Genomic DNA, 26033 nt, shown 5'->3' on the forward strand with positions numbered 1-26033 from the left:
CCATTCCTTTCTTTTCATCAGCCTTTTTGAATCGGCGCAAATTTTGCCAACAGTCTCTTAATACCCACTGGGCTTGGGAAAGCGATGTCGAGCTCTTTTGAATCCCCTTCGCCCTTGACGCTTACGACTGTGCCGGTTCCCCATTTTCCGTGAACGGCTTTATCTCCGACATTCCAGCCAATTCCCTCGCCGCCAGTTGTCCTAGCCGCAGGGCGAACAACTGCTTTTCTTGCTGCTGCAGGTGCCGCTGGTCTTGACGCAAATCGACTTTCACTTTTTCTTTCAGGAACTCCTTCTAATAGGTCCTCTGGTATTTCCTTTATAAACCGGGAAGGAGGATTCATATTCGTACGCCCGAATAATGTTCTCATTTGGGCATTTGTTATGAACAATTGCTGTTCTGCCCTTGTAATACCTACATAGGCAAGCCTTCTTTCCTCTTCCATTTCCGCTTCTTCCATAAGTGAACGGGAATGAGGGAAAACTCCTTCTTCCAAGCCAATCAGGAAAACTACCGGAAATTCCAGGCCTTTCGCAGAGTGAAGTGTCATCAGTACAACTGCATCCGCCTGGTTACCGTCTTCATCCAGCTTATCGATATCCGCAACAAGTGCCAAGTCTGTCAGGAATGCAATCAATGACTTATCTTCGTTTGTATCTTCAAAATTTTTCGTAACGGACATGAACTCTTCAATATTCTCAATTCTGCTTTGAGATTCAATCGACTTCTCTGCTTTCAGCGCATCTAAATAACCGGATTTTTCGATAACTTCCTCCACTAGCTCTGTTACAGACAAGTACTCCTGCATTTCGCTGTAGCGTCGAATGAAATTGCGGAATTCTATAACCGCCTTTGTAATTTTCGGGCTCAATCCTATTAGTTCAGCCGACTCAAGAGCATCGTACATTGACATATCATGCATTGTCGCAAAATTGGCGATTTTATCAATTGAGCTTGACCCTATGCCTCGCTTTGGTACATTTATGACCCTTTGTAAGCTTATATCATCATCCGGGTTGGCAATCAGCCTTAAATAAGCGAGTGTATCTTTAATTTCTTTTCGATCGTAGAACTTTATTCCTCCAACGATGGAATACTCAATATTCGATTTAAGAAGCATCTCCTCCATTACCCGGGACTGAGCGTTTGTACGGTAAAGAATAGCAATATCTGCGAGATTTTTTGAGGTTTCCCGTCTGATTTCCTGTATTTTTCCGATTACAAACTGCGCTTCGCCTTGCTCACTGTCTGCACGATAGTAATGAATTTTATGTCCATCTTCATTTTCCGTCCAAAGATTTTTGTCTTTTCTGCCTGAGTTGTTTTCAATAACCTTATTGGCAGCTTGAAGTATCTTCTTTGTAGAACGGTAATTTTGCTCCAGCATAACTACTTGGGCATTTGGGTAATCCTTTTCAAATGAAAGAATGTTAGCAATATCCGCTCCGCGCCATCTGTAAATAGACTGGTCAGAGTCCCCCACGACACAAAGGTTGCGGAATCTGCTTGCCATAAGCTTCACAAGCATATATTGTGATCTGTTCGTATCCTGATACTCATCGACATGAATGTATTGGAACTTGCGTTGATAGTATTCAAGCACCTCTGGAACACGCTGAAACAGATGAATTGTCTGCATAATCAAGTCATCAAAATCAAGAGCATGGTTTTTTCTCAATCGTCTTTGGTATTCAGTATATACATCACTTGCAATTTGAGAGAAATAATCACCAGCTGTTTTTGCATACTCCTCTGGTGTAATCAATTCATTTTTAGCAGAGCTGATGCTTCCAAGAATTGCGCGAGGATCATGTTTCTTCGGATCAATATTTCTTTCCTTCAAAATTTGCTTAACAACAGATTGCTGATCCGTCGTATCCAATATCGTGAAGTTTCGGTTATAGCCTATTCTGTCAATATCCTTCCTCAAAATACGGACACACATGGAGTGGAAAGTAGATATCCAGATATCTTCGCTAGCACCGCCAAGCACTGCAGCTATCCTGTGCCTCATTTCTTTTGCTGCCTTATTTGTAAAAGTAATCGCCAGGATGTTATATGGGTTTACCCCTTTTTCGACCATTAAATAGGCAATTCTTTGTGTTAATACTCTTGTTTTACCACTGCCTGCCCCTGCCATTATCAATAGTGGGCCTTCAGTTGCCTTTACAGCTTTTTGCTGTTCAGGATTTAATCCGTTTAATATTTTATCTGTTAAAAATTGCATTATCTCACCGCCATAAGAACATATATTCTAATCATACCTTTTTCCGTTACCTTAATCAATCAAGACTCTTGATTTTTACCGTGCTTAAAGCAGCAGCCAAATCCTCATAAATAATGTTTCCAACTACGATAACGTCTGCTTCCTTCGCCATTTGCTGTGCCATTTCCAATGTTTTTATTCCTCCACCGTAAAAAAGCACTGTATTATTTAAATGTCTTTTTGCTTCCTTCACGACTTCAACGTCTCCGTAAGCACCGCTGTACTCAAGATAAAGAATAGGAAGATTAAACATATTCTCTGCCATCATTGCATATGCAGCTACGTCATCTGCAGTCAAATCAGTTGTTGCAGCCGTTGCCTTTGCTGCTTTACAATCACTATTCAATATACAATAGCCTTGGACAAGTATTTCATCCCAATTCATTATTTCCCCGTATTCCCTCACCGCTTCATGATGCAGTCCTGTCACCCATTTTGCATCCTTACTGTTTAGAACAGTTGGAATGAAATAAAGGTCAAAGCCAGGTGTAATAGAATCAATTGTTGATATTTCCAAAATGCAAGGCACGGTATATCTTCTAACCCTGGACATGATGCTTAGTACATTTTCAAGAGTAACTCCATCTGTACCGCCAATAATAATTGCATCTGTTCCAGACTCAGCTATTTTTTCTAAATGTTCATCTGATATTTCTTTATTGGGATCTAATTTAAAAACGTGACGCCACTCACGGACATTATACATGCAAAAATCCTCCATTCTAACTTACCATTACATCATTATAGCACTTGTATATGTTTCAAAAAAGAAATGATGGGAGGCAAATTTCCATGTAAATATTTGCAGTTTATATTCTCTTCCTGAGAACCACTTATTATCAAGATTTTCTAGTATATATGACGACTTTCTAAAAAATAATGTTTCATCTAAAGAAATATTCGCCTTTTTTAGCAAAAGAAAAAGCAGACAATGTCTGCCTGCCATAAATAATTATTCGTTTTCGCTATTTTCTTCTTGTGGAGTATCATCCTTAATTCTGTCCAATGCCATAGCATATGAATCATTTCCGTAATTCAAGCATCTTTTCACTCGTGAAATTGTCGCCGTGCTCGCACCAGTCTCTTTCTCGATGCTATGATAGGTATTTCCCTCTCTCAGCATTCTTGCAACCTCAAGGCGCTGTGATAATGATTGGATTTCATTGACTGTACATAAATCATCAAAAAACGAATAGCATTCCTCTAAATTTTCTAATGAAAGGATGGATTTAAACAACTGATCCAGCTCTTTACCTCTTAGTTTATCAATTTGCATTTTACTCATGCCTCCATCGGTTACATATATTAGTTATTGTGTCTCTAATGAAACGGCTGCGTTTAGTCCAGGATCGGAAGGTATGATATTAATCCATGTTTTCCCAGGAATAAATCCTATTTGCCTGTCTCCCTCTACTGGGAGAATTCGGCCATCTATGTTTTTCCACTCTACTTTTCTAACCTTGCCCTTTTGCAGCAAGTAGCCAATCCCACCAGATTGCAAATCTATATCTCGTCTTCCCTTGCTGTCTACTGTGTGATGCGCTGCTTCTATAACAAATACATTGCTTACAGCCACAGGCATGCCTGATTCATAATCAACTGTTTTTTCGCCATTTGAATACCTAGAATACTTCTCTGTATCTTTATCATAAAAAAATAAAGAGTTGTACTGTGGATTGGAACCATAATAAATAGATATTTTATTCGCTTCTTCCCCTTGTATCTGTTGTGCTTCATTATCATTCAAGAAGATAAGGGAATTAGGAGGTTCATCCATTTGAAAATTATTTTGTTCCGCTCCTTTAAGGATATTACTATAGCTGATATATGAATTGTGGGGCGCTTGCCTTTCAGAGGAGCGCTGAAATAACGTCCCGTCATATTGCATCCCGTTAAGGTTATCAATATATCCTTCTGTTAACAGCTTTTTCGCCTCAGGACTGTATCCATGCGCAAGGTATAGGCTGTTATAGCCTTTAGCTAGCTCAATATAGTAATCCCGTGAGCTTCTGACAGGACCAATCATCTTAGGAACCTTGCTTTGAAAAATAGCTAGAAACCTTGTGACCTCTCCTTCTGCAAGGGCCTCATATACAATATCGGCATCTGCTAAACCAGTCTGCGGTCTTGCCTTCGGATGGTTATTAACCATTACAGCAATTGCACGCTCACTGCTTTTTTTATCAACAGCCAGGCCTGATAAGGGATATGTATAGCCTAACTCATCCACACTGTCTTCGTCTTTGCCTGCGTCACCGCCCTGATGATTCTCATCATGGGTGCCAGCATCCTCAGGCCCATTACTGCATGCTGTTATAAAAAGGAAAACTGCTGCCAAAATCAATATCAAGCTCTTTTTCATAAATCCTCCTAAAATAGGCGTATTTTTTTCAAATTTACCTCTGTTAGGAAGAATGACGGAAATAATTATGGCGAAGCTGTCTCTTTTGAAAATAGGCTAAAATTACATTACCATACGGACTATATTTTGTGCTTGGCGTCATCAATACTTTACCGCTATATTGTTGCCTTTTCATACATATATCAGAATATTCTTATTTATAAAAGAATCTCTTTTATATTTTAACGCATTATTGACGGAAAGAGTACATTTTTATTCATGACATCATATAAACCTCTCTGGGTTATTCTTATATATGGTAAATGGGTAGCGGAAAAGAAAACAAGTGTATAAATTGGATCATCAAATGGAAAGCCTGCATCTTTAATATATTGTAATAGCTTTTTCTCTGTTTTAATCAGCTCATTTATTGGCATATCGGCCATTACTCCTTTTAAAGGCAGTGGCAATTCTATTGCAAGTATGCCGTCCTTGTATATGACGATTCCCCCACCTATTTCCTTTAGTCTATTAAAGGCCAAAATCATGTCATTTTGATCTTTTCCTAACAGAATAATATCCCCATCTCCCGTATAGGAGCTCGCCAAGCCGCCTATTTCCTTAGAGAATCCCTTTAAAAGCGTATTTATTCTCCATTTTCCGCTTCTTCCTAATAGCATAAAGAAACATTCATCATGTTTTCGGGAAAGCGCTTCTCCAGATACATCAATTGAAATAGAATATGGTTTTGTGATAACAGAATTTTCAAGTTTAATCCCAAATGGCATTGAAAATTGCATATCATCATTTGTCAATTCCCAGTCAATCACTAAATGCTCAAAGCCGAATTCCTCCCAATTGATGGAAGGGTACACGTCTTCCACTATCTTCCCTGCACGTTTTACCCATATCCCCTTTGCTAATACAGTATGAGGCGTTGGGTTATCAGGATTGCTTAAGAAATTGATATCAGCGACTCTGCCAGTCGCAATATTTCCATGCAGATGTTCCATATTGTAGTATCTTGCAATATTTATTGTTGCCATATTATAGGCATCTACAGCAGGAATTCCTTGTTCCATAGCTATGCGGATAAGCTGGTCAATATGTCCATTTTCATAAAAATACGAAGGGGAACCATCTGTTGTCAGCATACATTTATCGAATTGACTAATCCCAAGCTCCTTCATTTCACTAAGCAGTCTTGGTAAATCAGGGCGAATGGATGAGTATCTTAGACTTACCATATATCCTTGCATTAAACGGTCAAACACCTCTTTGCCTGTCATGGCTTCATGATCACTGTCCACACCAAGCAGCATCAGCTTTGCTAAAGTCTTTTCAGAAGCCCCAGGAAAATGGCCTTCCACTTGTTTACGCATCCGTTTCGTTTCTTGAATCCAGTGCAGCATCATGTCATCTCCATCCAAAAGCTGAGGCCAGCCGCTCAGCTCTCCACCCTGAATGACAGCATCATGCTCAAGCCAGCTCTTAACATTACTATGGGAGAATACTCTTTCTTCCTCTGCGAGCTCTGTCTGTGAATCATACCGGCACCACCAGTACATAGACGTAGGAATGTTTCGCATCTGACTCATAAAAGAAAACGCTTTCTTTTTTTCTAACTGCAAAGCTAATAAAAGATTATCATTCACCAGTGTAGTTGTTCCAAATTGAGATGTATATTGAGCAAGAGAAAGGGGATTATATATTTGAAAAGGATGGGAATGCGGCTCTATATAACCTGGCACTAGATATTGACCTTCACAGTCAACAATTTCGCTGCCGCGTACATTTGCAGGCATATCTTGCCCGACATAAATAATTCTGTCTTGATAAATCCAGATGTTTGCACAAATCCATTTTCGCAGTATTTGGTTGAGGTATTTTGCATTCTGCAATATGATGGATGGCGCAATTTCGCCATTTAGGACGGAAACATGTTTTCTTAACATTTTATTTTTCCAACGATATCGTTGCTCTAACATTGCTTTCTCCCCTTTTTTCAATTAGCAGTTTTGTTTTATTTTTTAAAAAATGGAAATGTTTTTCATTTAAAATCATTTTAACACATAAAAATTTATCTAATATTACTATTACGTTAAATTTTTTAAGGAGGCTACCATTTATGAACCCAAAACAAAATATCAGCTTAATTAATGCTATGATTCGCATCACACTTGGCTTTATGTTTTTAGCCTGGAGCACGGCTAAACTTGTGAAAAGGCCAAATCAGCAGTCCTATTTATGGATAGCCCTACTTGCCGGGATGAAAATCGCTGAAGGTATTGTGCGCTATTGTCCGATTGTTGCTTTATTTGATAATAAGGAACAATTAATGAAGAAGGGTTCCCAGCACACTTCTCATACAAACTCTAAAGACCAAAAAGCTAACGAGCATAAAGGGCATGACGAAACAAAATCGGAGCACACTGAAAAGGCTTCATCTGCTGATATTCAAAACATTATGAGCGAATTTAATCCCGCAACAATCTTTTCACCCGATGATATGAAAAAATAGTCTATTAATGCCTGCAGCAAAAAAGCCTGCAGGCTTTTCAATGTATTCATACATAATATGCTATGTGATTTCCTTCCATTCCTGCAATTTTTATTTCTGTTTGTAATTTTTCTTCCAAGTTTTTGTTTATTGTAAGGTTTGATTGGGAATCCAATTAGAGAAGCATAAAAAAAGACAATCGGAACTAAACCAAAAGGAGAGATTTACTTTGTCTAATCTAAACAATCCATTAGAGCAATACTTTACAGGAGACTTCCCAAAACAATACCAAGACCCGCCTGGTCTTCAGCAGAAAATGGAGCCAGTTCCTGACTGTGGAGAAAAAAGCTATAAAGGAAATGGCAGATTGACAAATCGCAAAGCACTCGTCACTGGAGGAGACTCTGGGATCGGTCGCGCAGCTGCTATTGCTTATGCAAGAGAAGGAGCAGATGTGGCCCTTAATTATCTTCCGGAAGAACAGGCAGATGCTGAGGAAGTAAAGGAATTGATTGAAGCAGAAGGAAGAAAAGCTATTTTAATCCCTGGTGATTTAAGCGATGAAGCCTTTTGTGGTGAATTGGTCAAGAAAGCATATGATGGCCTTGGAGGTCTGGATGTGCTGGCATTAGTAGCAGGTAAACAGCAAGCAGTTGAGGATATTGCTGATTTGACGACAGAGCAGCTGCGAAGCACATTTGAAATAAATGTATTTTCATTATTCTGGGTTGTAAAAGCAGCGCTGCCGCTTCTTCCAAAAGGAGCTTCCATTATTACAACTACTTCTGTTCAAGGATATAATCCGAGTCCAAACCTGTTGGATTATGCTTCTACTAAATTTGCCATTACTGGATTTACGCGCGGCTTGGCTAAACAAGTTGCTGCAAAAGGCATCCGCGTTAACTCTGTTGCTCCAGGACCAATCTGGACAGCATTGCAGGTTACTGGCGGACAACCTAGTGATCAAATCCCGCAATTCGGTCAAAACACACCGTTGCAACGCAGTGGCCAGCCTGTTGAACTATCAAGTGTATATGTTTTCCTTGCATCAGAGGAATCAAGCTACGTTACAGCACAAGTATACGGAATTACAGGCGGTATTGAACTCGCATAAAAAAAAAGAATCCCAACCTGCATGCAGGTTGGGATTCCTTTCTTGCTTATCTAATCGCCTTAAAGCCGATGTCTTTTCTATAGAAGACACCATCGCTTTCCATCTTCTCAAGCTCTTTATACACTTTATCTTGGGCATCCTTGATTGTTTTGCTTTTGCCTGCCACAAGCAAAACACGTCCGCCATCAACTGTAAAGTTGCCATCCTCATCAAGGCTTGTTCCTGCATGGAAAACAGATACATCATCCATGTTTTCTAAGCCTTTAATAACAGCACCTTTTCCATAGCTCTCCGGATAGCCATTTGCTGCAACAACAACACCAAGCATATCCTCTTCATACCATTCAATAACAGGAGTTTCACCAGCTAAAATTGCCAATAAAACCTCTACTAAATCAGACTTCATTCTTGGTAAAACAACCTGTGTTTCCGGATCTCCAAGACGAGCATTAAATTCTATAACCTTCGGACCGTCCTCTGTTGCGATAAGACCTGCATAAAGGATTCCTGTAAAGCTTCTTCCTTCTTTAATCATCGCCTGTACAGTCGGCTTGACGACTGTGTCAATGGCAGTCTGAACAATTGCTTCATCGATATGAGGAACAGGAGAATAAGCACCCATTCCGCCTGTATTAGGGCCTTGATCACCGTCATATGCCCGTTTATGGTCTTGGGCAATTTCCAATGGAATAACCGTTTCTCCGTTAACAAAAGACATTAAGGAAAATTCCTCGCCTGCCAGAAATTCTTCGATAACTACTGTAGCAGACGCATCACCAAATTTAGCTCCAACAAGCATCTCCTCAAGACTTGCCAGTGCTTCATCCACTGTCATTGCAACAGTAACACCTTTTCCTGCTGCAAGACCGTCTGCCTTGATGACAATTGGTGCCCCAACTTTCAAAACATACGCCTTTGCCTGCTCAAAGTCAGAGAATGTTTCGTACTGTCCTGTTGGAATCTCGTATTTCTTCATCAAATCCTTTGCAAAGGATTTGCTTCCTTCAATTTCAGCCGCTTTTTGCTTCGGACCGAAAACTTTAAGTCCCGCAGCTTCCAGCTTATCAACAACACCTAATAATAAAGGCACTTCAGGACCGACAACTGTCAGATCTACTTTATTATCTATTGCAAATTGGACTAGCTTGTCTATTTCTGTTTCTTCTATTGTGATACGCTCAGCAACATCTGTCATACCTACATTACCTGGTGCTACAAAAAGAGTATCGACTAATTCGCTTTCCTTTATCTTTGTGCAAATGGCATGCTCTCTTCCACCACGGCCGATTACGAGTACCTTCATTATTTCATCCTCCATCAAAGCTTTTAGTGTTTAAAGTGCCTTACTCCTGTCAGTACCATTGCAATTCCATATTCGTTCGCTTTCTTGATGGAATCTTCATCTCTGATACTGCCGCCTGTTTGGATAATTGCAGTAACTCCAGCTTTTGCTGCTGCTTCTACAGTATCGTCCATTGGGAAGAATGCATCTGAAGCCAATACTGCACCTACTGCTTTTTCTCCAGCCTGCTCCAGCGCAATTTTTGCTGAGCCGACACGGTTCATTTGTCCTGCACCTACGCCTAATGTCATTTCTTTATTGTTGACAACAATCGCATTGGACTTCACATGCTTAACAACCTTCCAGCCAAACTTCAGTGCTTCCCACTCTTCATCTGTTGGTTTTTTGTCTGTCGGAATTGTAATAGTCGCATCATCTAATGAGTAACGGTCGAAATCTTGAACAAGCAAGCCGCCTTCAATAGAAGTAAATTTCACTTCTTTTTTATCATCTTTAGTGAAAGGAATTGTTAAAAGACGAATGTTTTTCTTTCCTTTGAGAACCTCTAATGCTTCGTCTGAAAAGGACGGTGCAATAACGATTTCTAAAAAGATTTCATGAAGCTTTTTAGCAGTACCTGCGTCCACTTCTCTATTCAGGGCCACAATTCCACCAAAGATGGAAACAGAATCAGCCTCAAACGCTCTTGTGAATGCAGTGAAAATATCTTCACCTGTTCCAACACCACAAGGGTTGCTGTGCTTAATTGCTACAGCGGCAGGCTCTGTGAATTCCTTAACGATTTGGATGGCAGCATCCGCATCATTGATGTTATTGTAGGAAAGCTCCTTGCCGTGAAGCTGTGTTGCATTCGCAATCGAAAAGGAAGAACCTAATGGCTTGCGGTAGAAGGCTGCTTTTTGATGTGGATTTTCACCATATCTTAACGACTGCTTCAACTCATAAGTAACAGTCAATGACTCAGGATTTTCTTCGCCTGAAAGATCGCTCATATATTGAGAAATCATTGAATCATACGCAGCAGTGTGACGGAATACCTTAGCAGCAAGCTTTCTTCTCGTTTCAAACTTCACTTCTCCAGCTGCTTTCAACTCATCTACAACGATGGAATAGTCGCTTGGATCAACAACAACTGTTACATATTGGTGGTTTTTTGCAGAAGCACGCAGCATTGTCGGTCCGCCGATATCAATATTTTCAATGGCATCCTCCACTGTTACATCTTCCTTCGCGATTGTAGCTTGGAATGGATAAAGATTCACACACACTAGCTGGATTGGTGTAATTTTATGCTCCTCAAGCTGAGCTTGGTGTCCAGGTTCGTCAAATTTCGCCAAAAGACCGCCATGAATATAAGGATTTAAAGTTTTAACTCTGCCTTCAAGGATTTCTGGAAATCCTGTTACATCACTAACACTAAGAACCGGAATGCCACTTTCTTGAATGGCTTTTTTTGTTCCCCCTGTAGAGATCAGCTCGAATCCTAATTCATGAAGCTCTTTTGCAAAGCTTGTAATTCCTGTTTTATCCGAAACACTGATTAACGCACGCTTTTTCATCGCTTTATTTCCCCCTGTTTTCCTATAATTGTCTTATGCTGCCTTCATATTTTTGTAAGGACTAACGTTTGAACAACCTTTGGATATAGACCATGCTCTATCCTTTGGATTTTTGCCTGGAGACTCTCATTTGTTTCTCCTGCTGCAATTCCCACAGATTCCTGTGCAATAATTGGACCTGTATCCATCCCTTCATCTACATAATGAACTGTTACCCCAGTTTCCTTCGCACCTGCCGAAAGTGCTTGGCCGACCGCATCTTTACCTGGAAAATTAGGCAGCAAGGATGGATGGATATTAACTATTCTTCCAGGAAACGCCTGCAATAGTGTATCTCCAATTAAACGCATATACCCAGCAAGAATAATCAAATCAATCTCGTAATCTTTAAGCTTCTGCAGTATCTCCATTTCATACGCTGCCTTGGACGGATAGTCTTTAGCACTAAATGCAAATACATCCATACTATGGTTTGCAGCCCGTTCGACTACATAGGCTTTTGGTTTATCACATACAAGCAATTTTATAGATGCCTGCAGCTCATTGGTTTCCACAGCATTCACGAGCGCTTGAAAATTGGAGCCGCTGCCTGACGCAAAAACAGCAATATTTTTCATGTCTGCTCCTCCGTTATTGTTTCAGGATGATGTTAATCTCACCATCATCTGTTACCTTGCCAATTGTATATGCCTTTTCCCCAATTGCCTGGAAATGTGCTAAGACATCTTGTTCAGCAGCTTTATCCACTGCAAGGACCATGCCTGTACCCATATTAAAAATATTATACATTTCCTTACGCTGTAAGTCGCCGATTCTTTCCATTAATTTGAAAACAGTAGGCACTTCCCATTTAGACTCATCTAATTCAATTCCTAGGCCTTCTGGCAGCATGCGAGGGACATTCTCAATAAAACCGCCACCTGTAATATGGGATAATCCTTTTATTTCAAATTTTTGGATAGCAGAGAGAATTGATTTAACATAGATTTTTGTTGGCTTAATCAGCTCTTCCCCAAGCGTACATCCCAATTCCTCAACATATTCAGATAATGACATACCTGCTTGCTCAAGAAAAAGCTTACGAACAAGGGAATAGCCATTGCTGTGAATACCACTTGAAGCAAGTCCAATTAACACATCGCCAGCTTTAATGTTTTCGCCTGTTATCACCTGCTCCTTTTCACAAGCGCCAACTGCAAATCCAGCAAGATCATACTCCTCTTCGCTGTACATTCCTGGCATCTCAGCAGTTTCTCCGCCAACTAACGCACAACCAGCCTGTTCACAGCCATCAGCAATACCTTTTACAATAGCTTCAATTTTGGCAGGCTCTGCTTTTCCGCAAGCAATATAATCAAGGAAATAAATAGGCTCTGCACCTTGCACAACAATGTCATTCACACACATTGCAACAGCATCTATACCGATTGTATCGTGCTTATCCAGCATAAACGCAAGCATCAGCTTTGTCCCTACTCCATCTGTTCCTGAAACGAGTACTGGGTTTTTCAAGTTTAATACTGATAGATCAAACATGCCGCCAAAACCGCCAAGACCGCCCATTACACCTGGCCTGATTGTTTTATTTACATGCTTCTTCATTCTCGAAACTGCTTCATAGCCTGCCTCGATATTTACTCCTGCTTGTTTGTAGCTTTCAGCCATAAGTATCCTCCTAATGTTCAAAGACATCTTTTATGTGCATTTCAATGGAAAAGCGACACACCTCTATGCCGCTTTTCATTTCCCTCTACTATTACACCTTTTCGTATGATTGCAGTGCAGGAGGATAGATTTCTGTCGGGTATTTGCCAGTAAAGCAAGCTAAGCAGGAACCTCTAGTCTCTCCTTCTTCCGTTCTGCCAATAGCATCTACCATTCCCTCTGTGCTCAAGAAAATAAGAGAATCTGCACCAATGATTTCACGCAGTTCTTCCACTGAGTATTTAGAGGCGATCAGCTCTTCCTTCGTAGAAGTATCTATTCCGTAAAAGCATGGGTTTTTGATAGGCGGTGAACTAATCAGTACATGCACCTCTGTTGCACCTGCTTCACGAAGCATTGTCACAATTCTTCTGCTCGTTGTACCTCTCACGATAGAATCATCAACCATGATGACACGCTTTCCTTCGACAACACCACGGACTGCGGAAAGCTTCATTTTTACCCCTTGTTCACGCAATGTTTGTGATGGCTGAATAAAGGTACGGCCTACATACCTGTTCTTGATTAAGCCTAACTCGTATGGAATGCCTGTTTCTTCTGCATAGCCGATAGCAGCAGAAATACTGGAATCAGGAACACCTGTTACAACATCAGCCTCAATTGGAGCTTCAAATGCAAGTCTTTTTCCTAGATTCTTCCTTGCAGTATGAACATTGATACCATTTATATTGCTGTCCGGTCTGGAGAAATACACATACTCCATCGTACACATTGCAATATTGGAAGCGACAGAGAACATCTCAGAGCGGAAGCCATTATCGTCGATGATTAACAGCTCTCCCGGCAGAACATCGCGGATAAATTCTGCACCGACAACATCAAATGCACATGTCTCTGATGCAACAACATATGCATCTCCTAATTTCCCTAAGGAAAGCGGCCTCATGCCGTTAGGATCAAGAGCAACCATTAACTCCGTCTCCGTTAAGATTAAGAACGCATATGCACCTTTAATCATTGTCAACGCATTTTTCACTCTCTCATTGAAGGCATTAAAGCCTCCTCTTCTAATTAAATGTGCGAGTACCTCTGTATCAGAGCTAGTTTGAAAAATACTACCTTGTGCTTCTAACTGACTCTTCAAAGCATTTGCGTTAACAAGATTACCATTGTGGGCAAGTGCCATGCTTCCACTTTGAAAATGGAACAGGAGGGGCTGGACGTTTTCATATCCCCCGCCCCCTGCTGTTGCATAACGAACGTGTCCGATTGCTGCTTTACCTGTCAATTCCTTCATTGCTTCCTGTGTGAAGACCTCTGCAACAAGACCTTCCCCTTTAATGCCTTTAAGCTTTTCGCCGTCTGTTGCAACAATCCCAGTACCCTCTTGACCTCTGTGCTGCAGGCTGTGCAGGCCGTAATATGCTAGCTGAGCAGCATCTGTATGTCCCCAAACACCAAAGACTCCACATTCCTCATTTAACCCTCTTATTTCAGCAAGCATGGAATTGCTCCTCTCCAGGCGGACTCTAACACTTCCACCTGTTCCTTAATCAGAATATTTTCCCCTTGGCTAATAGTAAGATTGTTATCATTTGTTACTTCTCCGATAAGTGCTGCAGGAACTAAGCTCTCAAATTGCTCTTTGTTTTCCGGTTTAATAGAAAGCAAGAAACGAGATTGAGATTCACTGAATAATGCAGATACTGGGTTTCCTTTAAGATCTAGCTTTGCACCTAATGAGTTAGGTCCAAACAGACTCTCCGCTGCAGCAACTGCCAAGCCGCCTTCTGCTAAATCATGTGCTGATTCAACAATACCTGCTCTTATTGCCGCAAGAACAGCAGCCTGATGGCTCTTCTCTACTTCTAAATCTAATACAGGCGATTTACCAGAAATGGAACCTTCAAGCAGCTTTTGCAGCTCACTTCCACCAAATTCATCCTTCGTTTCACCTAGTACATAAATAAGGTCACCGCTCGCTTTAAAGCTTTGTGTTGTTATGTCCTTTGTATCTTTAATCAAACCAACCATACCGATTACTGGTGTTGGATAGATAGCTGTACCGTTTGTTTCATTGTATAAGGATACATTACCGCCAATGACAGGAGCATTAAGTGCCAAGCACGCTTCACTAATTCCGTCAGCAGCCTTTTCAATTTGCCAGAAGATTTCCGGCTTCTCTGGATTTCCGAAGTTCAAGTTATCTGTTATTGCCAGCGGCTCTGCACCTGAGCAGACAATATTACGTGCTGCCTCTGCAACTGCAATTTTGCCGCCTGTTTCTGGATCAAGGTAAAGGTAACGAGCATTACAATCTGTCGTCATTGCCAATGCTTTTTTCGTTCCACGGATACGAACAACAGCAGCATCTGAACCAGGAGCAACAACAGTATTAGTACGGACCATATAATCATATTGGTCATATACCCATTCCTTTGAAGCAATAGTTGGCTGCTGAAGCAGACTGACTAGCGCTTCTCCATAATTCTCAACTGCTGGTACTGCATTCTCCATTGCTTGGAAATCACGGAAATATTGTGGCTCTGCAGATGGTTTATGATAAACAGGAGCATCCTCTGCCAAAGCATCTGCCGGTACATTTGCAACTACTTCACCTTTATGAAGAAGTCGCAGCATTTTATCGTCTGTAACGACACCGATAGCAACAGCCTCTAAGTCATATTTATGGAAAAGGTCCTTGATTTCTTGCTCTCTGCCTTTTTTAACAACAATTAGCATACGTTCTTGAGATTCTGACAACATCATTTCATATGCTGTCATGCCAACTTCACGCTGTGGCACTAAATCAAGATTCATTTCAATGCCAGATCCAGCCTTACTCGCCATTTCTGCACTTGAGCTTGCAAGCCCAGCTGCACCCATATCCTGAATACCAACTAATGCATCAGAGTGAATCAATTCCAAGCACGCCTCAAGTAACAGCTTCTCCATGAATGGATCACCAACTTGAACTGCTGGACGATTTTCATCCGAATTCTCTGTAAGCTCTTCAGAAGCAAATGTCGCACCATGAATACCGTCACGACCTGTTTTTGCTCCTACATACATAACCGTATTGCCAACACCATGCGCCTGGCCTTTTTTGATGTCTTCATGGTTGATTAATCCAACACACATCGCATTTACAAGTGGGTTGCCTGCATAGGAAGCATCAAAGGCAATTTCTCCACCAACAGTCGGAATACCGATACAGTTTCCATAGCCTGCAATACCTGCAACAACCTCTTCAAACAAATATTTAGTACGTGCATTATCCAGCTCGCCAAAACGAAGAGAATTCAAAATTGCGATTGGTCTAGCTCCCATTGAGAACACATCGCGAATGATTCCGCCAACTCCTGTTGCTGCTCCTTGATAAGGCTCGATAGCAGATGGATGGTTATGGCTTTCGATTTTGAATGCCACCGCTTGCCCATCCCCAATATCAACAATACCAGCACCTTCTCCAGGTCCCTGCAGCACTTGCGGGCCTGTTGTCGGGAACTTTCTTAATACCGGCTTAGAGTTTTTGTAGCTGCAATGCTCAGACCACATAACTGAAAACAGTCCAATTTCTGTGTAGTTAGGCTTTCGTCCAAGAATTTTTTCGACCATTGCGAATTCTTCGTCCGTAACACCCATTTGTTTGTAAATTTCTTCTGACTTAATTTGTTCTGGACTTGGCTCAAGCATTAACGACATTTGCTTCCCTCCACTGTTTAACGATTGATTGGAAAATTTTAAGACCATCTGCTCCACCTAAAAGCTCATCTACTGCTCTCTCTGGATGTGGCATCATACCAAGAACATTTCCCTTTTCATTCGTGATACCTGCAATATTATCTAAGCTTCCATTCGGATTTGTGCCATTATATGTGAAGACAATTTGCTTATTTTCTTGTAATCTAGCTAATGTTTCCTCATCACAATAGTAGTTTCCTTCACCATGTGCAATTGGGACAGTAATAACTTCCTGTTCATTGTAAGCATTTGAGAACATTGTGTTGCTATTTTCCACCTTTAATTCAACAGGACGGCAGATAAACTTCAAGTTGTCATTTCTTCTCATTGCTCCTGGCAAAAGTCCAGCTTCAAGTAAAATTTGAAATCCATTACATACTCCCAATACTGGTTTTCCAGCTTCAGCTGCTTTTACAACTTCCTTCATGACATTGCTGAATCTTGCAATGGCGCCAGTTCGGAGATAATCACCGTATGAGAATCCGCCAGGCAGTAAAATTCCGTCATAACCTTCCAAGCTATCTGCGTCATGCCATACGTATTCTGCTTCTTCTCCCAACTCATCCGTTATTGCGTGTAACATATCGACATCACAATTGGACCCTGGAAATACGACTACCGCGAATTTCACTGTGCAACAACCTCCTCAACCTCATACGTGTAATCTTCAATTACCGTGTTAGCCAATAGCTTTTCACACATTTCCTTTATAAGCTCATCAACATTTCTATCAGACTTTTCTAAAGTAAGCTCTAAGTACTTTCCGATGCGGACATCATTTACTTCTTGATAGTTAAGTGAATGAAGAGACCCTTTCACTGCATTTCCTTGTGGATCTAAAACACTTTCTCTTAATGTGATATATACTTTAACTTTAAACATGCTGTTTTCCCCCTAATCTTGCTAGAATATTCTCATATGCTTCTGTCAAATTTCCTAAATCGCGACGAAATACATCCTTATCCAATTTCGCATTTGTCTCTATGTCCCATAAGCGGCATGTGTCAGGAGAAACCTCATCTGCTAGCATTATCTCTCCGTTTGCATCCATACCGAATTCAAGCTTAAAATCAATAAGACGAATGCCAAGTTCTGCAAAGAAAGCACTTAACGCTTTATTTACTTCAAGGGCGTTTTTTTTCAATATTGCAACTTCTTCTTTTGTCGCAAGCTTAAGCTCTTCTATGTGATCCTCTGTCATAATTGGATCTCCTAGAGAGTCATCCTTATAATAGAATTCAACAAGAGGCTTTGATAATGGCTGCCCCTCTTTTATTCCTAATCTTTTTGAGAAGCTTCCTGCAGCTAAGTTCCGTACAACAACTTCTAATGGAATGATTGTTACTTTTTTTACTAACTGCTCTGTTTCTGACAACTTTTCGATAAAGTGGGATTCTATCCCTAAATCCTTTAGCTTCAAAAATAGCAAGCTAGTAATTTCATTATTTAAACGGCCTTTGCCAGTGATATTTGCCTTCTTCTCACCGTTGAACGCTGTTGCTGAATCTTTATATTCCAGCCACACGATATTTTCATCAGACGTTCCATAAACTCTTTTTGCTTTTCCTTCGTACAATAAAGCTCTCTTTTCCATTTGAAGAGTCTCCTTATCAAAAAAATTAGGGATAAAACGAATGTAAGCTTATCTAGTATTTTCAGGGTTATTGGCATAAAAGCGCCAAAAGGTGCTTTTATGCCATATATATTAAAGTCCCAGTCTGTTGAAGATTGTATCCACATGCTTAATGTGGAAATGGTAATCAAAGCAATCGTCAATTTCTTCTTTAGTCAATTTAGTTGAAATGACAGAGTCACCTTCAACCAATTCACGGAAAGGAACTTGCTTTTCCCATGATTCCATTGCTCTTGGCTGAACTGTATCATATGCCTCTTCTCTTGTAAGTCCTTTATCAATTAAAGCCAACAACACACGCTGAGAATAAATTAATCCTAAAGTGCGATCCATGTTACGCTTCATATTCTCAGGGAATACAGTTAAGTTTTTAACGATATTGCTGAATCTGTTCAACATATAGTTGATGGCAATTGTTGCGTCCGGAAGAATAATTCTCTCAGCAGAAGAATGGGAGATATCTCTTTCATGCCATAGCGGAACATTTTCATAAGCAGTCATCATATAGCCGCGGATAACACGAGCAAGACCTGCCATATTTTCAGAACCGATTGGATTGCGCTTATGCGGCATTGCCGAAGAGCCTTTTTGGCCTTTAGCAAAGAACTCTTCCACTTCTCTTGTTTCACTCTTTTGCAGTCCGCGAATCTCAACAGCAAACTTTTCAATGGATGTTGCAATCAAAGCAATTGATGCCATATATTCTGCATGACGGTCACGCTGTAATGTTTGTGTGGAAATCGGTGCTGGTTGAAGCCCTAATTGCTCACATACATATTGCTCAACAAAAGGATCGATATTGGCATATGTTCCAACCGCTCCTGAAATCTTTCCAAATTCAACACCTGCAGCAGCAGTCTTAAAGCGTTCTAAATTGCGCTTCATTTCCTCATGCCATAGTGCAAGCTTTAAACCAAATGTTGTCGGTTCAGCATGGACACCGTGTGTGCGCCCCATCATTACTGTGTATTTATGTTCAACTGCTTTATTTTTCAGGACTTCAATAAAGTTTTCTAAGTCTTTCAAAATGATTTCATTAGCCTGTCTAATTAAGTAAGATAATGCAGTATCCACAACATCTGTTGAAGTTAAGCCGTAATGAACCCATTTACGCTCTTCTCCCAAAGTTTCCGAAACAGCTCTTGTAAATGCAACAACATCATGGCGTGTATCTTGCTCAATTTCTTGAATACGTGCAATGTCAAAGGATGCATTTTCACGAATTTTTTTAACGTCTTCCTCAGGAATTTCTCCTAGCTTTACCCATGCTTCACATGCTAGAATCTCCACTTCAAGCCATGCTTGAAAGCGATTTTGTTCAGTCCAAATGTTTCCCATTTCTGGTCTTGTATAACGTTCGATCATTTCTTATCCTCCGATTTTTTCTGTTTGCAGGCTCCAAATATTAGACCTGTCTATTTCATCAAGGGCAATTTCGACAGAAGAACGCAGTAATGTTGCGTGCCCCATCTTGCGCTTTTCTTTTGGTTCTTGCTTCCCGTAAAGGTGAACTTTCCAGTCTTGCAGCTCAGGAAGTTTTTCGATAATAGGAGCTTGATGTTCACCTAATATATTAACCATAACTGCTGGTCTCAATAACTTTGTGCTTCCAAGAGGCACTCCGCATATTGCTCTAATATGCTGCTCAAATTGAGAGGTTTCACATGCTTCTATTGTATAATGCCCTGAATTATGTGGTCTTGGCGCTAATTCATTAATATAGATATCATCATTGCTGCATAAGAACATTTCAACGGCCAATGTCCCGACAAGCTGCAGATGTTCTGCAATGATTCCTGCCTTCTCTATTGCATTCTCTTTCGCATCGTCACTTATTCTTGCAGGTACAATTGATTCATGAAGGATATTATGGATATGAATGTTTTCACTTACTGGAAATACAGCACTCTCCCCATTGGTTCCTCTTGTCACAATCACAGAAATTTCTTTTTCAAATGGAATCCACTTTTCTAGAACACATCTGCCACTTGCTAGAAGCTTTGCTGCTTCCTTCACCTCATTACTAGTACGGATAACATATTGTCCTTTACCATCGTAGCCTCCGCGTGCTGTTTTCAAAACAGCTGGATAGCCTAATGTCGTAAGTGCTGCTTCCAAATCTTCTGCATTCTCAATTACTTCGAATGGAGCGACCTTAACTCCCGCTTGTTGAATTGCCTGTTTTTCGCTAATCCTGTCCTGGGTTATTTCCAACACCGAAGATCCTTGTGGCACATATGCGTTTGTTTGAAGCCAATCTAAGCCTTCAGCATCAATGTTTTCAAATTCATATGTGATAACATCGCTTATTTGTGCTAATTGTTGTATGCCTGCCATACTGTTATAAGCATCGACGATCTTATAATCTGCAACTTGGCCGCACGGTGAGTCTTCAGTTGGATCCAATACAGCAATTCGATATCCTTGCGCCTTCGCAGCCAATGCCATCATTCTGCCTAATTGCCCACCACCAATTATACCAATAGTTTGACCTGGGAGAATCACTGAGTTAGACAAGTTCATCACTACTTTCCATAACCTCGTTTCTTGTTTTTTCTCTCATTGAGGCAATTCTTTCGGCTAATTCCGGGTCAAAGGCTGCTATTATCTGTGCTGCAAGCAGTCCGGCATTCGTAGCACCGGCTTTGCCGATTGCCACTGTTGCAACAGGAACACCGCCAGGCATCTGAACAATGGATAATAGAGAGTCAAGACCGTTTAATGCTCGTGATTGAACAGGAACGCCAATAACAGGCAACGTTGTTTTAGCTGCAACCATTCCTGGTAAGTGAGCTGCACCTCCTGCACCTGCAATAATAGCACGCAATCCGCGCTCTCTTGCACTCTCGGCATATTCAAACATTAAATCCGGAGTGCGGTGTGCAGATACAACCTTCTTTTCATAACTCACTTCCAGCATATCTAAAATGTCACAGGCATGCTTCATTGTTTCCCAGTCTGATTTGCTTCCCATAATAACGCCAACTTGAGCAGTCATATTTCGCCTCCTGAATTATTACATATAAAAAGCCCTGCCAGATGCTTCTACTACAAGAGAGAAAGCACCCGTCCAGAGCTTAAATAATCTGAAAAGAATGGGAAATTCTCCCAAACTGTTTTGCTGGCGTTATGGCTTTCCCTCATAGTCCGGCCGTTCTCGGCAGCCAGGTAGAAACGTATGGGCCATATTCCCATTATATATGAGGGCTATTAAATTATTGGTTAGTCATTTCTAATATTCATTAACTCAATACCATATTAACAAGCATTTTCACCTGTTGTCAACACAAAAATCGAACAATTATACTAATATCATATTTATTGTTCGGAATTTACCCTTCCAGCTGCACTGCTTCAAAAATAACTTGGCTGGCTACAGGCTCATATGATTTTTGTCCATTTACAATTGTTTCTTTAAAGATAGGTTTCTCTATTCTTCTTACTGGCGTGTAGCCTTCCTTTTGAATCCTATCTAAACACTCGCTAATTGTTTCCGTTTCTAGCACTTCAAACTTCATTTTTTTGCCCATTGAATAATTTTCCTCTCTTAACACTTTTTACCCAGAAACCGCCATGTATCGTCTTCGGCTCATAGGCAATGATAAACGCTTTTGGATCTAAAGTTTTAATCGTATCATAAAGTTTCAGCTCATATTTTCGCGGTGACAGAATTTGCAGAGCCATCCTGTCTCCTTCCAATCCATGTGCAGCCCAGCTCGTAACTCCATAACCTTTTTCTCGTAAGGCTTTCGGTAAATCTCTGTCATATTCTTTTGTAATGACATTAACTGTTATGTATCCTAATGCAAGCTTCTCTTCTATTTTCATACCTACAATAACACCAATACCATATCCTACTGCATATGCTATTAAATTTTGTATTTGGTCGAGATTATCCAAAACCAGACCGAGCCCGATTACATAGATGACCACTTCTATCATACTGATAAAGGCAGCCATATATCTCTGCCCCTTTAATGTCAATATCATCCTTATTGTAAAAAATGACACATATACAATATTGATGACTAATATGATTACGACCATTGTAACACTGTTCTCCAGCATTGATCCATCACCCTTTTTTCACGTATAGTTTTGCGTTTCTTTTTATAATTGCCTTTATTTTTAATTGTAAACAAATCTCTTCCTATTTATATGTTGAAGTAACAAAAATAGAAAAGGCCTAAAAGGAAAATCTCCTTTTAAGCCTTTTTAGGTTATTTATTGTTATTACTTCAAACCAGAAACATTGAAGCCTTGCAAAATATACTTCTGAAAAACTAGAAATACGATAATAATGGGAATAATCATGAAGGTCGAACCTGCCATTTGCAAGGCATAATTACTTGCATATTGCCCTTTTAGCAGCTGCAGCCCGATTGAAAGTGTATAATATTTTTCATCATTGGCGACAATTAACGGCCATAAGAACGAATTCCAAGCGCCAATAAAGGTTAATATGCCTTGAACTGCAAGAACAGGGCGCGATACAGGAAGAACTATCCTCCAAAAGATTTTCCACTCACTAGCACCATCCAGCCTCGCTGCTTCAAACATCTCATTTGATATTGTAGACATAAACTGCCGAAACAGAAATATTCCAAATGCACCTACTAAACCAGGGAGGACAATTCCTGCCATTGTATTCGTTAATCCCATCGCATTCAAGATTAAATACACTGGAATCATTGTAACTTGCCCCGGGATCATCATCGTCGCAAGCACTAAATAGAAAAGAAAGTTTTTTCCTTTGAACTTATATTTGGCAAAACCGAACCCTGCCATCGCATTAAGAAACAGTCCTCCAAACGAACAAATAACGATAATCATTGTGTTCTTAAAATAAACAAAAAAATGAAAAGCAGAGAATAGTTCTTTAAAATTATCCATAGTGGGATCCTGCGGCAAAATCGTTGGTGGAAACTGCATAATCTCTGTGTCTGTTTTCAGTGAGGATAACACCATCCAAATGAAAGGAAGCACCATAAGTATACCGCCTATTGCAAGAATGATGGCAACAATCCATTTGGCAGCCTTCGTTTTTTTATGTGCTGTATCCATTTCTCCCCTCCTATATTTAGTCCTCATTTTTCACCTTTTGCATACGAAATTGAATTAATGTCACAATTATTATCGCTATAAATAATAGGAAAGATCCTGCTGCTGCATAGCCGAATTTACTGAATTGAAAGCCATTGCGATAGATAAACAACGATATAGATGTAGTACTATCGAGAGGTCCTCCGTTCGTCATAATAAACGGTTCCTCAAAGAACTGCAGCCAGCCTATGATTGTTGTGACCGTCACAAAAAAGATGGCGAATTTCAGCATTGGCACTGTAATCTTGAATAGCTGCTGCCACTTATTAGCACCATCTAACGAAGCCGCCTCATAATACGCTTTTGGAATCCCTTGAAGAGCTGCCAAAAATATAATCATATTCGTTCCAATTGCGCGCCATAATGCTAATATTATTAATGAAATTTTAGCGATAACCGGATGCTGCAGCCACGGGACTGCAGGGATATCTGCCAATGATAATAAATAATTAAGAAAGCCAAAGCTGGGATTATATAAATAACTCCACACAACAGCTACAGCAACAACATTTGTAATAGATGGAGTATAAAATATCAGCCTAAAAAACTGAAAAAATCTATTCTCGCCGAAATTGATTAACACAGCTATTCCTAAAGAGCATGTGATCACGAGCGGAACACCAATAACTACATAAAATAATGTATTACCAATAGATTTTAAAAAGATAGGGTCTGTCATAATATCTATATAATTATCTATACCAACAAAATTAATTTGCGACCAATCGCTCAAACCTACTAAGCTAATGTCTGTAAAACTTATTACAAAAGCTACTACAATAGGTATTAAAGAAAACATCATTAATAAAAGTAAGGCAGGAGATATGAATAAATAAGGTGCCCTTTTATTTATAAAATTCCTCATATACTAGCACTCCCTTTTGTTAAGGAAAAGAGGGGGGGAAACTGCTGCTTACAGCTTCCCTGTCTAAACCACCCTCTTTCATCCATTACTTATTTAACAATTCCTCCGTCTCTCTAGTAAAGGCATCCATTTCCTGCTCCACCTTTTTTCCGCCCAAATAGATTTGTTCAAAATGCTTTAAGTAGTTTTGAGCGATTTCCTCAAATTTCGGTAATAATGGCATCGATCGGGAAGACTCCATTTGTTGACCGAAAACCTTATATAATGGATCATTAGCCAAACTATCATCCTCCCATGCAGATTTTACTGTCGGCATAGCATTAGTTAGCTCCAGCCATTTCAGCTGATTTTCCTTTTTCATCATGAAATCAATAAACTGAGCTGCTTCATCCTTTTTTTTGGAGTGTTCAAAAATGGTCAGATTTGAACCGCCCAAACTAGACAAATTATTATCAGAACCGGAAGGAAGAACTGCGGTAGCCCATTTCCCCTCAATACCTTGAACTGTATCATTAACTGCCTTGACCATCCACGGCCCGCTTATAAACATAGGAACAATCGCATCACCTGAGAATGTTTGGGATACATCCATCCCTAAATCCTGCTTTGGAGCATACCCCTTTTCGATAAAATCATTCAAGTAAGAAACCGCCTCTGTAAATGCCTTTTCATTAAATAGTGGTTTCCCTTCAGAAACTAAAGCGGATCCATTCTGTCTTGCAAACATAAACCCCAGCGTTTGTTCCTTAGCATCTACATTAAGTCCGTACATGTTTTCACCGCGTTCAGATAGCTTTTTAGCAGCATCCCTTAGCTCTTCCCAAGTCTTTGGTGCTTCTTTATATCCAACTGCTTCAAGAATATCCGTACGGTAGAAAAGGACACGGGTTTCTGCAGCCCACGGAATACCATAATATTTACTATCGAATTGAGTTGTTTCAACAGAGCCTTCAAAGAAGTTGTCTGGTTTTAAATTCGGATATTTATCTATATAGTCACCCATATCAGCGAGAGCCCCTGCTGCCTGGAACTCAGGCATCCATGTTGTGCCCATTTGCAGTACATCTGGTCCTTTTTTAGAGGCAACTGCCGTTAACAGCTTGTCATGGGCGCTCGCCCACGGAATCGACTGAATGTTAACCTCAATCCCAGTTTCCTTCGTAAATTCCTCTGCCATTTTCGGAAGCTGCTTTACCTCATCTCCCATTCCCCAGACTGTCAATACATTAGAATCACTTGAACTGCTTTTTTGTGAACACCCTGCCAATAAACCAAGCGCCAGTAAAGCTGCCATACCGAAAATAAACCACTTCTTTTTCAAGCCCATCATTTGATTCCTCCTAGTATCTGATTTATCGAAACGTTTCGATAAGGAAATAATAAACTAGTTCAGAGCATCTTGCAAGCGTTTTCTTTAGATGGATTACAAAGGAACGATTGCTTAAAAGGGACAAGACAAAAAAAAGAGACAGCAGTCAAATGACTGCTGTCTCTTTTCAAGTTGCCTGGCGACGTCCTACTCTCACAGGGGGAGAGCCCCCAACTACCATCGGCGCTGAGAAGCTTAACTTCCGTGTTCGGTATGGGAACGGGTGTGACCTTCTCGCTATCGCCACCAGACTATTATGTTTTTATGAGTTGTTCTCTCAAAACTAAATCCTATAGGAAGAAAAACACAAGAACCAAGTAATCTTTTGTCCAGCTTCAAAAGCCAAATCGTACGGCTGTTTCACTCACTCACACACAGTCTTACGACTGCTATTCGCGCGCTCCAACACCCTATCGATTTAAGCGGGCTTTTTCCGCTTTTCATTTTAGTTAAGTCCTCGATCTATTAGTATTTGTCAGCTCCACGTGTCACCACGCTTCCACCTCAAACCTATCAACCTGATCATCTTTCAGGGATCTTACTAGCTTACGCTATGGGAAATCTCATCTC

24 protein-coding genes, 2 rRNA genes and 1 riboswitch are annotated in these 26033 nt (G+C 40.4%); of the genes, 2 read left to right on the top strand and 24 right to left on the bottom strand.

Annotation, left to right across the window (positions count from 1 at the left end):
* Positions 1–17: 17 nt before the first annotated feature.
* The 5 genes from pcrA to EM808_RS20545 form a co-directional block, all read right to left on the bottom strand.
* Positions 18–2228 carry a DNA helicase PcrA gene (gene pcrA / locus EM808_RS20525; RefSeq protein WP_127740266.1) on the bottom strand — a complete coding sequence of 737 codons (2211 nt, stop codon included), beginning with the start codon at positions 2226–2228 and terminating at the stop codon, positions 18–20.
* Between the two features lie 55 nt (positions 2229–2283).
* Complete coding sequence (gene pcrB, locus EM808_RS20530; protein WP_127740268.1) at positions 2284–2973, bottom strand: heptaprenylglyceryl phosphate synthase; 690 nt, start codon at positions 2971–2973, stop codon at positions 2284–2286.
* Positions 2974–3219: 246 nt separating this feature from the next.
* Positions 3220–3543 carry a YerC/YecD family TrpR-related protein gene (locus EM808_RS20535; RefSeq protein WP_127740328.1) on the bottom strand — a complete coding sequence of 108 codons (324 nt, stop codon included), beginning with the start codon at positions 3541–3543 and terminating at the stop codon, positions 3220–3222.
* Between the two features lie 33 nt (positions 3544–3576).
* On the bottom strand, positions 3577–4629 hold the full coding sequence (locus EM808_RS20540; RefSeq protein WP_127740270.1) for a DUF3048 domain-containing protein: 1053 nt from the start codon (positions 4627–4629) through the stop codon (positions 3577–3579).
* Positions 4630–4850: 221 nt separating this feature from the next.
* Positions 4851–6596 carry an adenine deaminase C-terminal domain-containing protein gene (locus tag EM808_RS20545; protein ID WP_127740272.1) on the bottom strand — a complete coding sequence of 582 codons (1746 nt, stop codon included), beginning with the start codon at positions 6594–6596 and terminating at the stop codon, positions 4851–4853.
* A 140-nt stretch (positions 6597–6736) separates the two neighbouring features.
* Between EM808_RS20545 and EM808_RS20550 the strand changes: the two genes are divergently transcribed.
* Positions 6737–7129 (top strand): YgaP-like transmembrane domain, encoded by a 393-nt coding sequence (locus tag EM808_RS20550; protein ID WP_127740274.1) that lies wholly within the window; start codon positions 6737–6739, stop codon positions 7127–7129.
* Between the two features lie 208 nt (positions 7130–7337).
* Complete coding sequence (locus EM808_RS20555; protein ID WP_127740276.1) at positions 7338–8222, top strand: SDR family oxidoreductase; 885 nt, start codon at positions 7338–7340, stop codon at positions 8220–8222.
* 46 nt (positions 8223–8268) lie between these two features.
* On the opposite strand, the gene purD is transcribed toward EM808_RS20555, so the two are convergent.
* The 19 genes from purD to EM808_RS20650 all read right to left on the bottom strand — a co-directional run.
* On the bottom strand, positions 8269–9525 hold the full coding sequence (purD, locus tag EM808_RS20560) for a phosphoribosylamine--glycine ligase (protein WP_127740279.1): 1257 nt from the start codon (positions 9523–9525) through the stop codon (positions 8269–8271).
* Between the two features lie 23 nt (positions 9526–9548).
* A complete protein-coding gene (gene purH, locus EM808_RS20565) occupies positions 9549–11084 on the bottom strand; it encodes a bifunctional phosphoribosylaminoimidazolecarboxamide formyltransferase/IMP cyclohydrolase (protein WP_127740281.1) in 1536 nt (511 codons plus the stop codon).
* Positions 11085–11128: 44 nt separating this feature from the next.
* On the bottom strand, positions 11129–11701 hold the full coding sequence (gene purN, locus EM808_RS20570; RefSeq protein WP_127740283.1) for a phosphoribosylglycinamide formyltransferase: 573 nt from the start codon (positions 11699–11701) through the stop codon (positions 11129–11131).
* A gap of 13 nt (positions 11702–11714) precedes the next feature.
* Positions 11715–12749, bottom strand: coding sequence for a phosphoribosylformylglycinamidine cyclo-ligase (gene purM / locus EM808_RS20575; protein WP_127740285.1), 1035 nt, complete (start codon positions 12747–12749; stop codon positions 11715–11717).
* Positions 12750–12840: 91 nt separating this feature from the next.
* Entirely contained in the window at positions 12841–14253 is a 1413-nt protein-coding gene (purF, locus tag EM808_RS20580) for an amidophosphoribosyltransferase (protein WP_127740287.1), read from the bottom strand.
* The gene (gene purL / locus EM808_RS20585) at positions 14238–16454 is read right to left on the bottom strand and encodes a phosphoribosylformylglycinamidine synthase subunit PurL (protein ID WP_127740289.1); all 2217 of its coding nucleotides are present in this window, start codon (positions 16452–16454) and stop codon (positions 14238–14240) included. Before purL ends, purF begins: the two co-directional genes overlap by 16 nt.
* Positions 16438–17124 carry a phosphoribosylformylglycinamidine synthase subunit PurQ gene (purQ, locus tag EM808_RS20590; protein ID WP_127740291.1) on the bottom strand — a complete coding sequence of 229 codons (687 nt, stop codon included), beginning with the start codon at positions 17122–17124 and terminating at the stop codon, positions 16438–16440. Before purQ ends, purL begins: the two co-directional genes overlap by 17 nt.
* The gene (gene purS, locus EM808_RS20595) at positions 17121–17375 is read right to left on the bottom strand and encodes a phosphoribosylformylglycinamidine synthase subunit PurS (RefSeq protein ID WP_127740293.1); all 255 of its coding nucleotides are present in this window, start codon (positions 17373–17375) and stop codon (positions 17121–17123) included. The genes purQ and purS overlap by 4 nt, the downstream gene beginning before the upstream one ends.
* Positions 17368–18087 (bottom strand): phosphoribosylaminoimidazolesuccinocarboxamide synthase, encoded by a 720-nt coding sequence (gene purC, locus EM808_RS20600; protein ID WP_127740295.1) that lies wholly within the window; start codon positions 18085–18087, stop codon positions 17368–17370. The genes purS and purC overlap by 8 nt, the downstream gene beginning before the upstream one ends.
* A 111-nt stretch (positions 18088–18198) precedes the next feature.
* Complete coding sequence (gene purB / locus EM808_RS20605) at positions 18199–19491, bottom strand: adenylosuccinate lyase (RefSeq protein ID WP_127740297.1); 1293 nt, start codon at positions 19489–19491, stop codon at positions 18199–18201.
* 3 nt (positions 19492–19494) lie between these two features.
* Positions 19495–20649, bottom strand: coding sequence for a 5-(carboxyamino)imidazole ribonucleotide synthase (gene purK / locus EM808_RS20610; protein WP_182101918.1), 1155 nt, complete (start codon positions 20647–20649; stop codon positions 19495–19497).
* Positions 20636–21124, bottom strand: coding sequence for a 5-(carboxyamino)imidazole ribonucleotide mutase (gene purE / locus EM808_RS20615; RefSeq protein ID WP_127740301.1), 489 nt, complete (start codon positions 21122–21124; stop codon positions 20636–20638). The genes purK and purE overlap by 14 nt, the downstream gene beginning before the upstream one ends.
* 125 nt (positions 21125–21249) lie before the next feature.
* Positions 21250–21350: riboswitch (purine riboswitch) on the bottom strand.
* A 108-nt stretch (positions 21351–21458) separates the two neighbouring features.
* The gene (locus EM808_RS20620; protein WP_127740303.1) at positions 21459–21656 is read right to left on the bottom strand and encodes an NETI motif-containing protein; all 198 of its coding nucleotides are present in this window, start codon (positions 21654–21656) and stop codon (positions 21459–21461) included.
* Positions 21634–22194 (bottom strand): DUF2179 domain-containing protein, encoded by a 561-nt coding sequence (locus tag EM808_RS20625; RefSeq protein ID WP_127740305.1) that lies wholly within the window; start codon positions 22192–22194, stop codon positions 21634–21636. The genes EM808_RS20620 and EM808_RS20625 overlap by 23 nt, the downstream gene beginning before the upstream one ends.
* A gap of 165 nt (positions 22195–22359) precedes the next feature.
* Positions 22360–23190 (bottom strand): carbohydrate ABC transporter permease, encoded by an 831-nt coding sequence (locus tag EM808_RS20630; protein WP_127740307.1) that lies wholly within the window; start codon positions 23188–23190, stop codon positions 22360–22362.
* Positions 23191–23206: 16 nt separating this feature from the next.
* Positions 23207–24094 (bottom strand): carbohydrate ABC transporter permease, encoded by an 888-nt coding sequence (locus tag EM808_RS20635; RefSeq protein WP_127740309.1) that lies wholly within the window; start codon positions 24092–24094, stop codon positions 23207–23209.
* A gap of 85 nt (positions 24095–24179) precedes the next feature.
* Positions 24180–25415, bottom strand: coding sequence for a sugar ABC transporter substrate-binding protein (locus EM808_RS20640; protein WP_235856671.1), 1236 nt, complete (start codon positions 25413–25415; stop codon positions 24180–24182).
* Positions 25416–25597: 182 nt separating this feature from the next.
* Positions 25598–25714: ribosomal RNA gene (gene rrf / locus EM808_RS20645) — 5S ribosomal RNA — on the bottom strand.
* Positions 25715–25908: 194 nt separating this feature from the next.
* Positions 25909–26033 (bottom strand): 23S ribosomal RNA (locus EM808_RS20650); the annotation flags it as partial.

The sequence above is a fragment of the Niallia taxi genome, assembly GCF_004005475.1.
GTDB classification, from domain to species: domain Bacteria; phylum Bacillota; class Bacilli; order Bacillales; family Cytobacillaceae; genus Niallia; species Niallia taxi.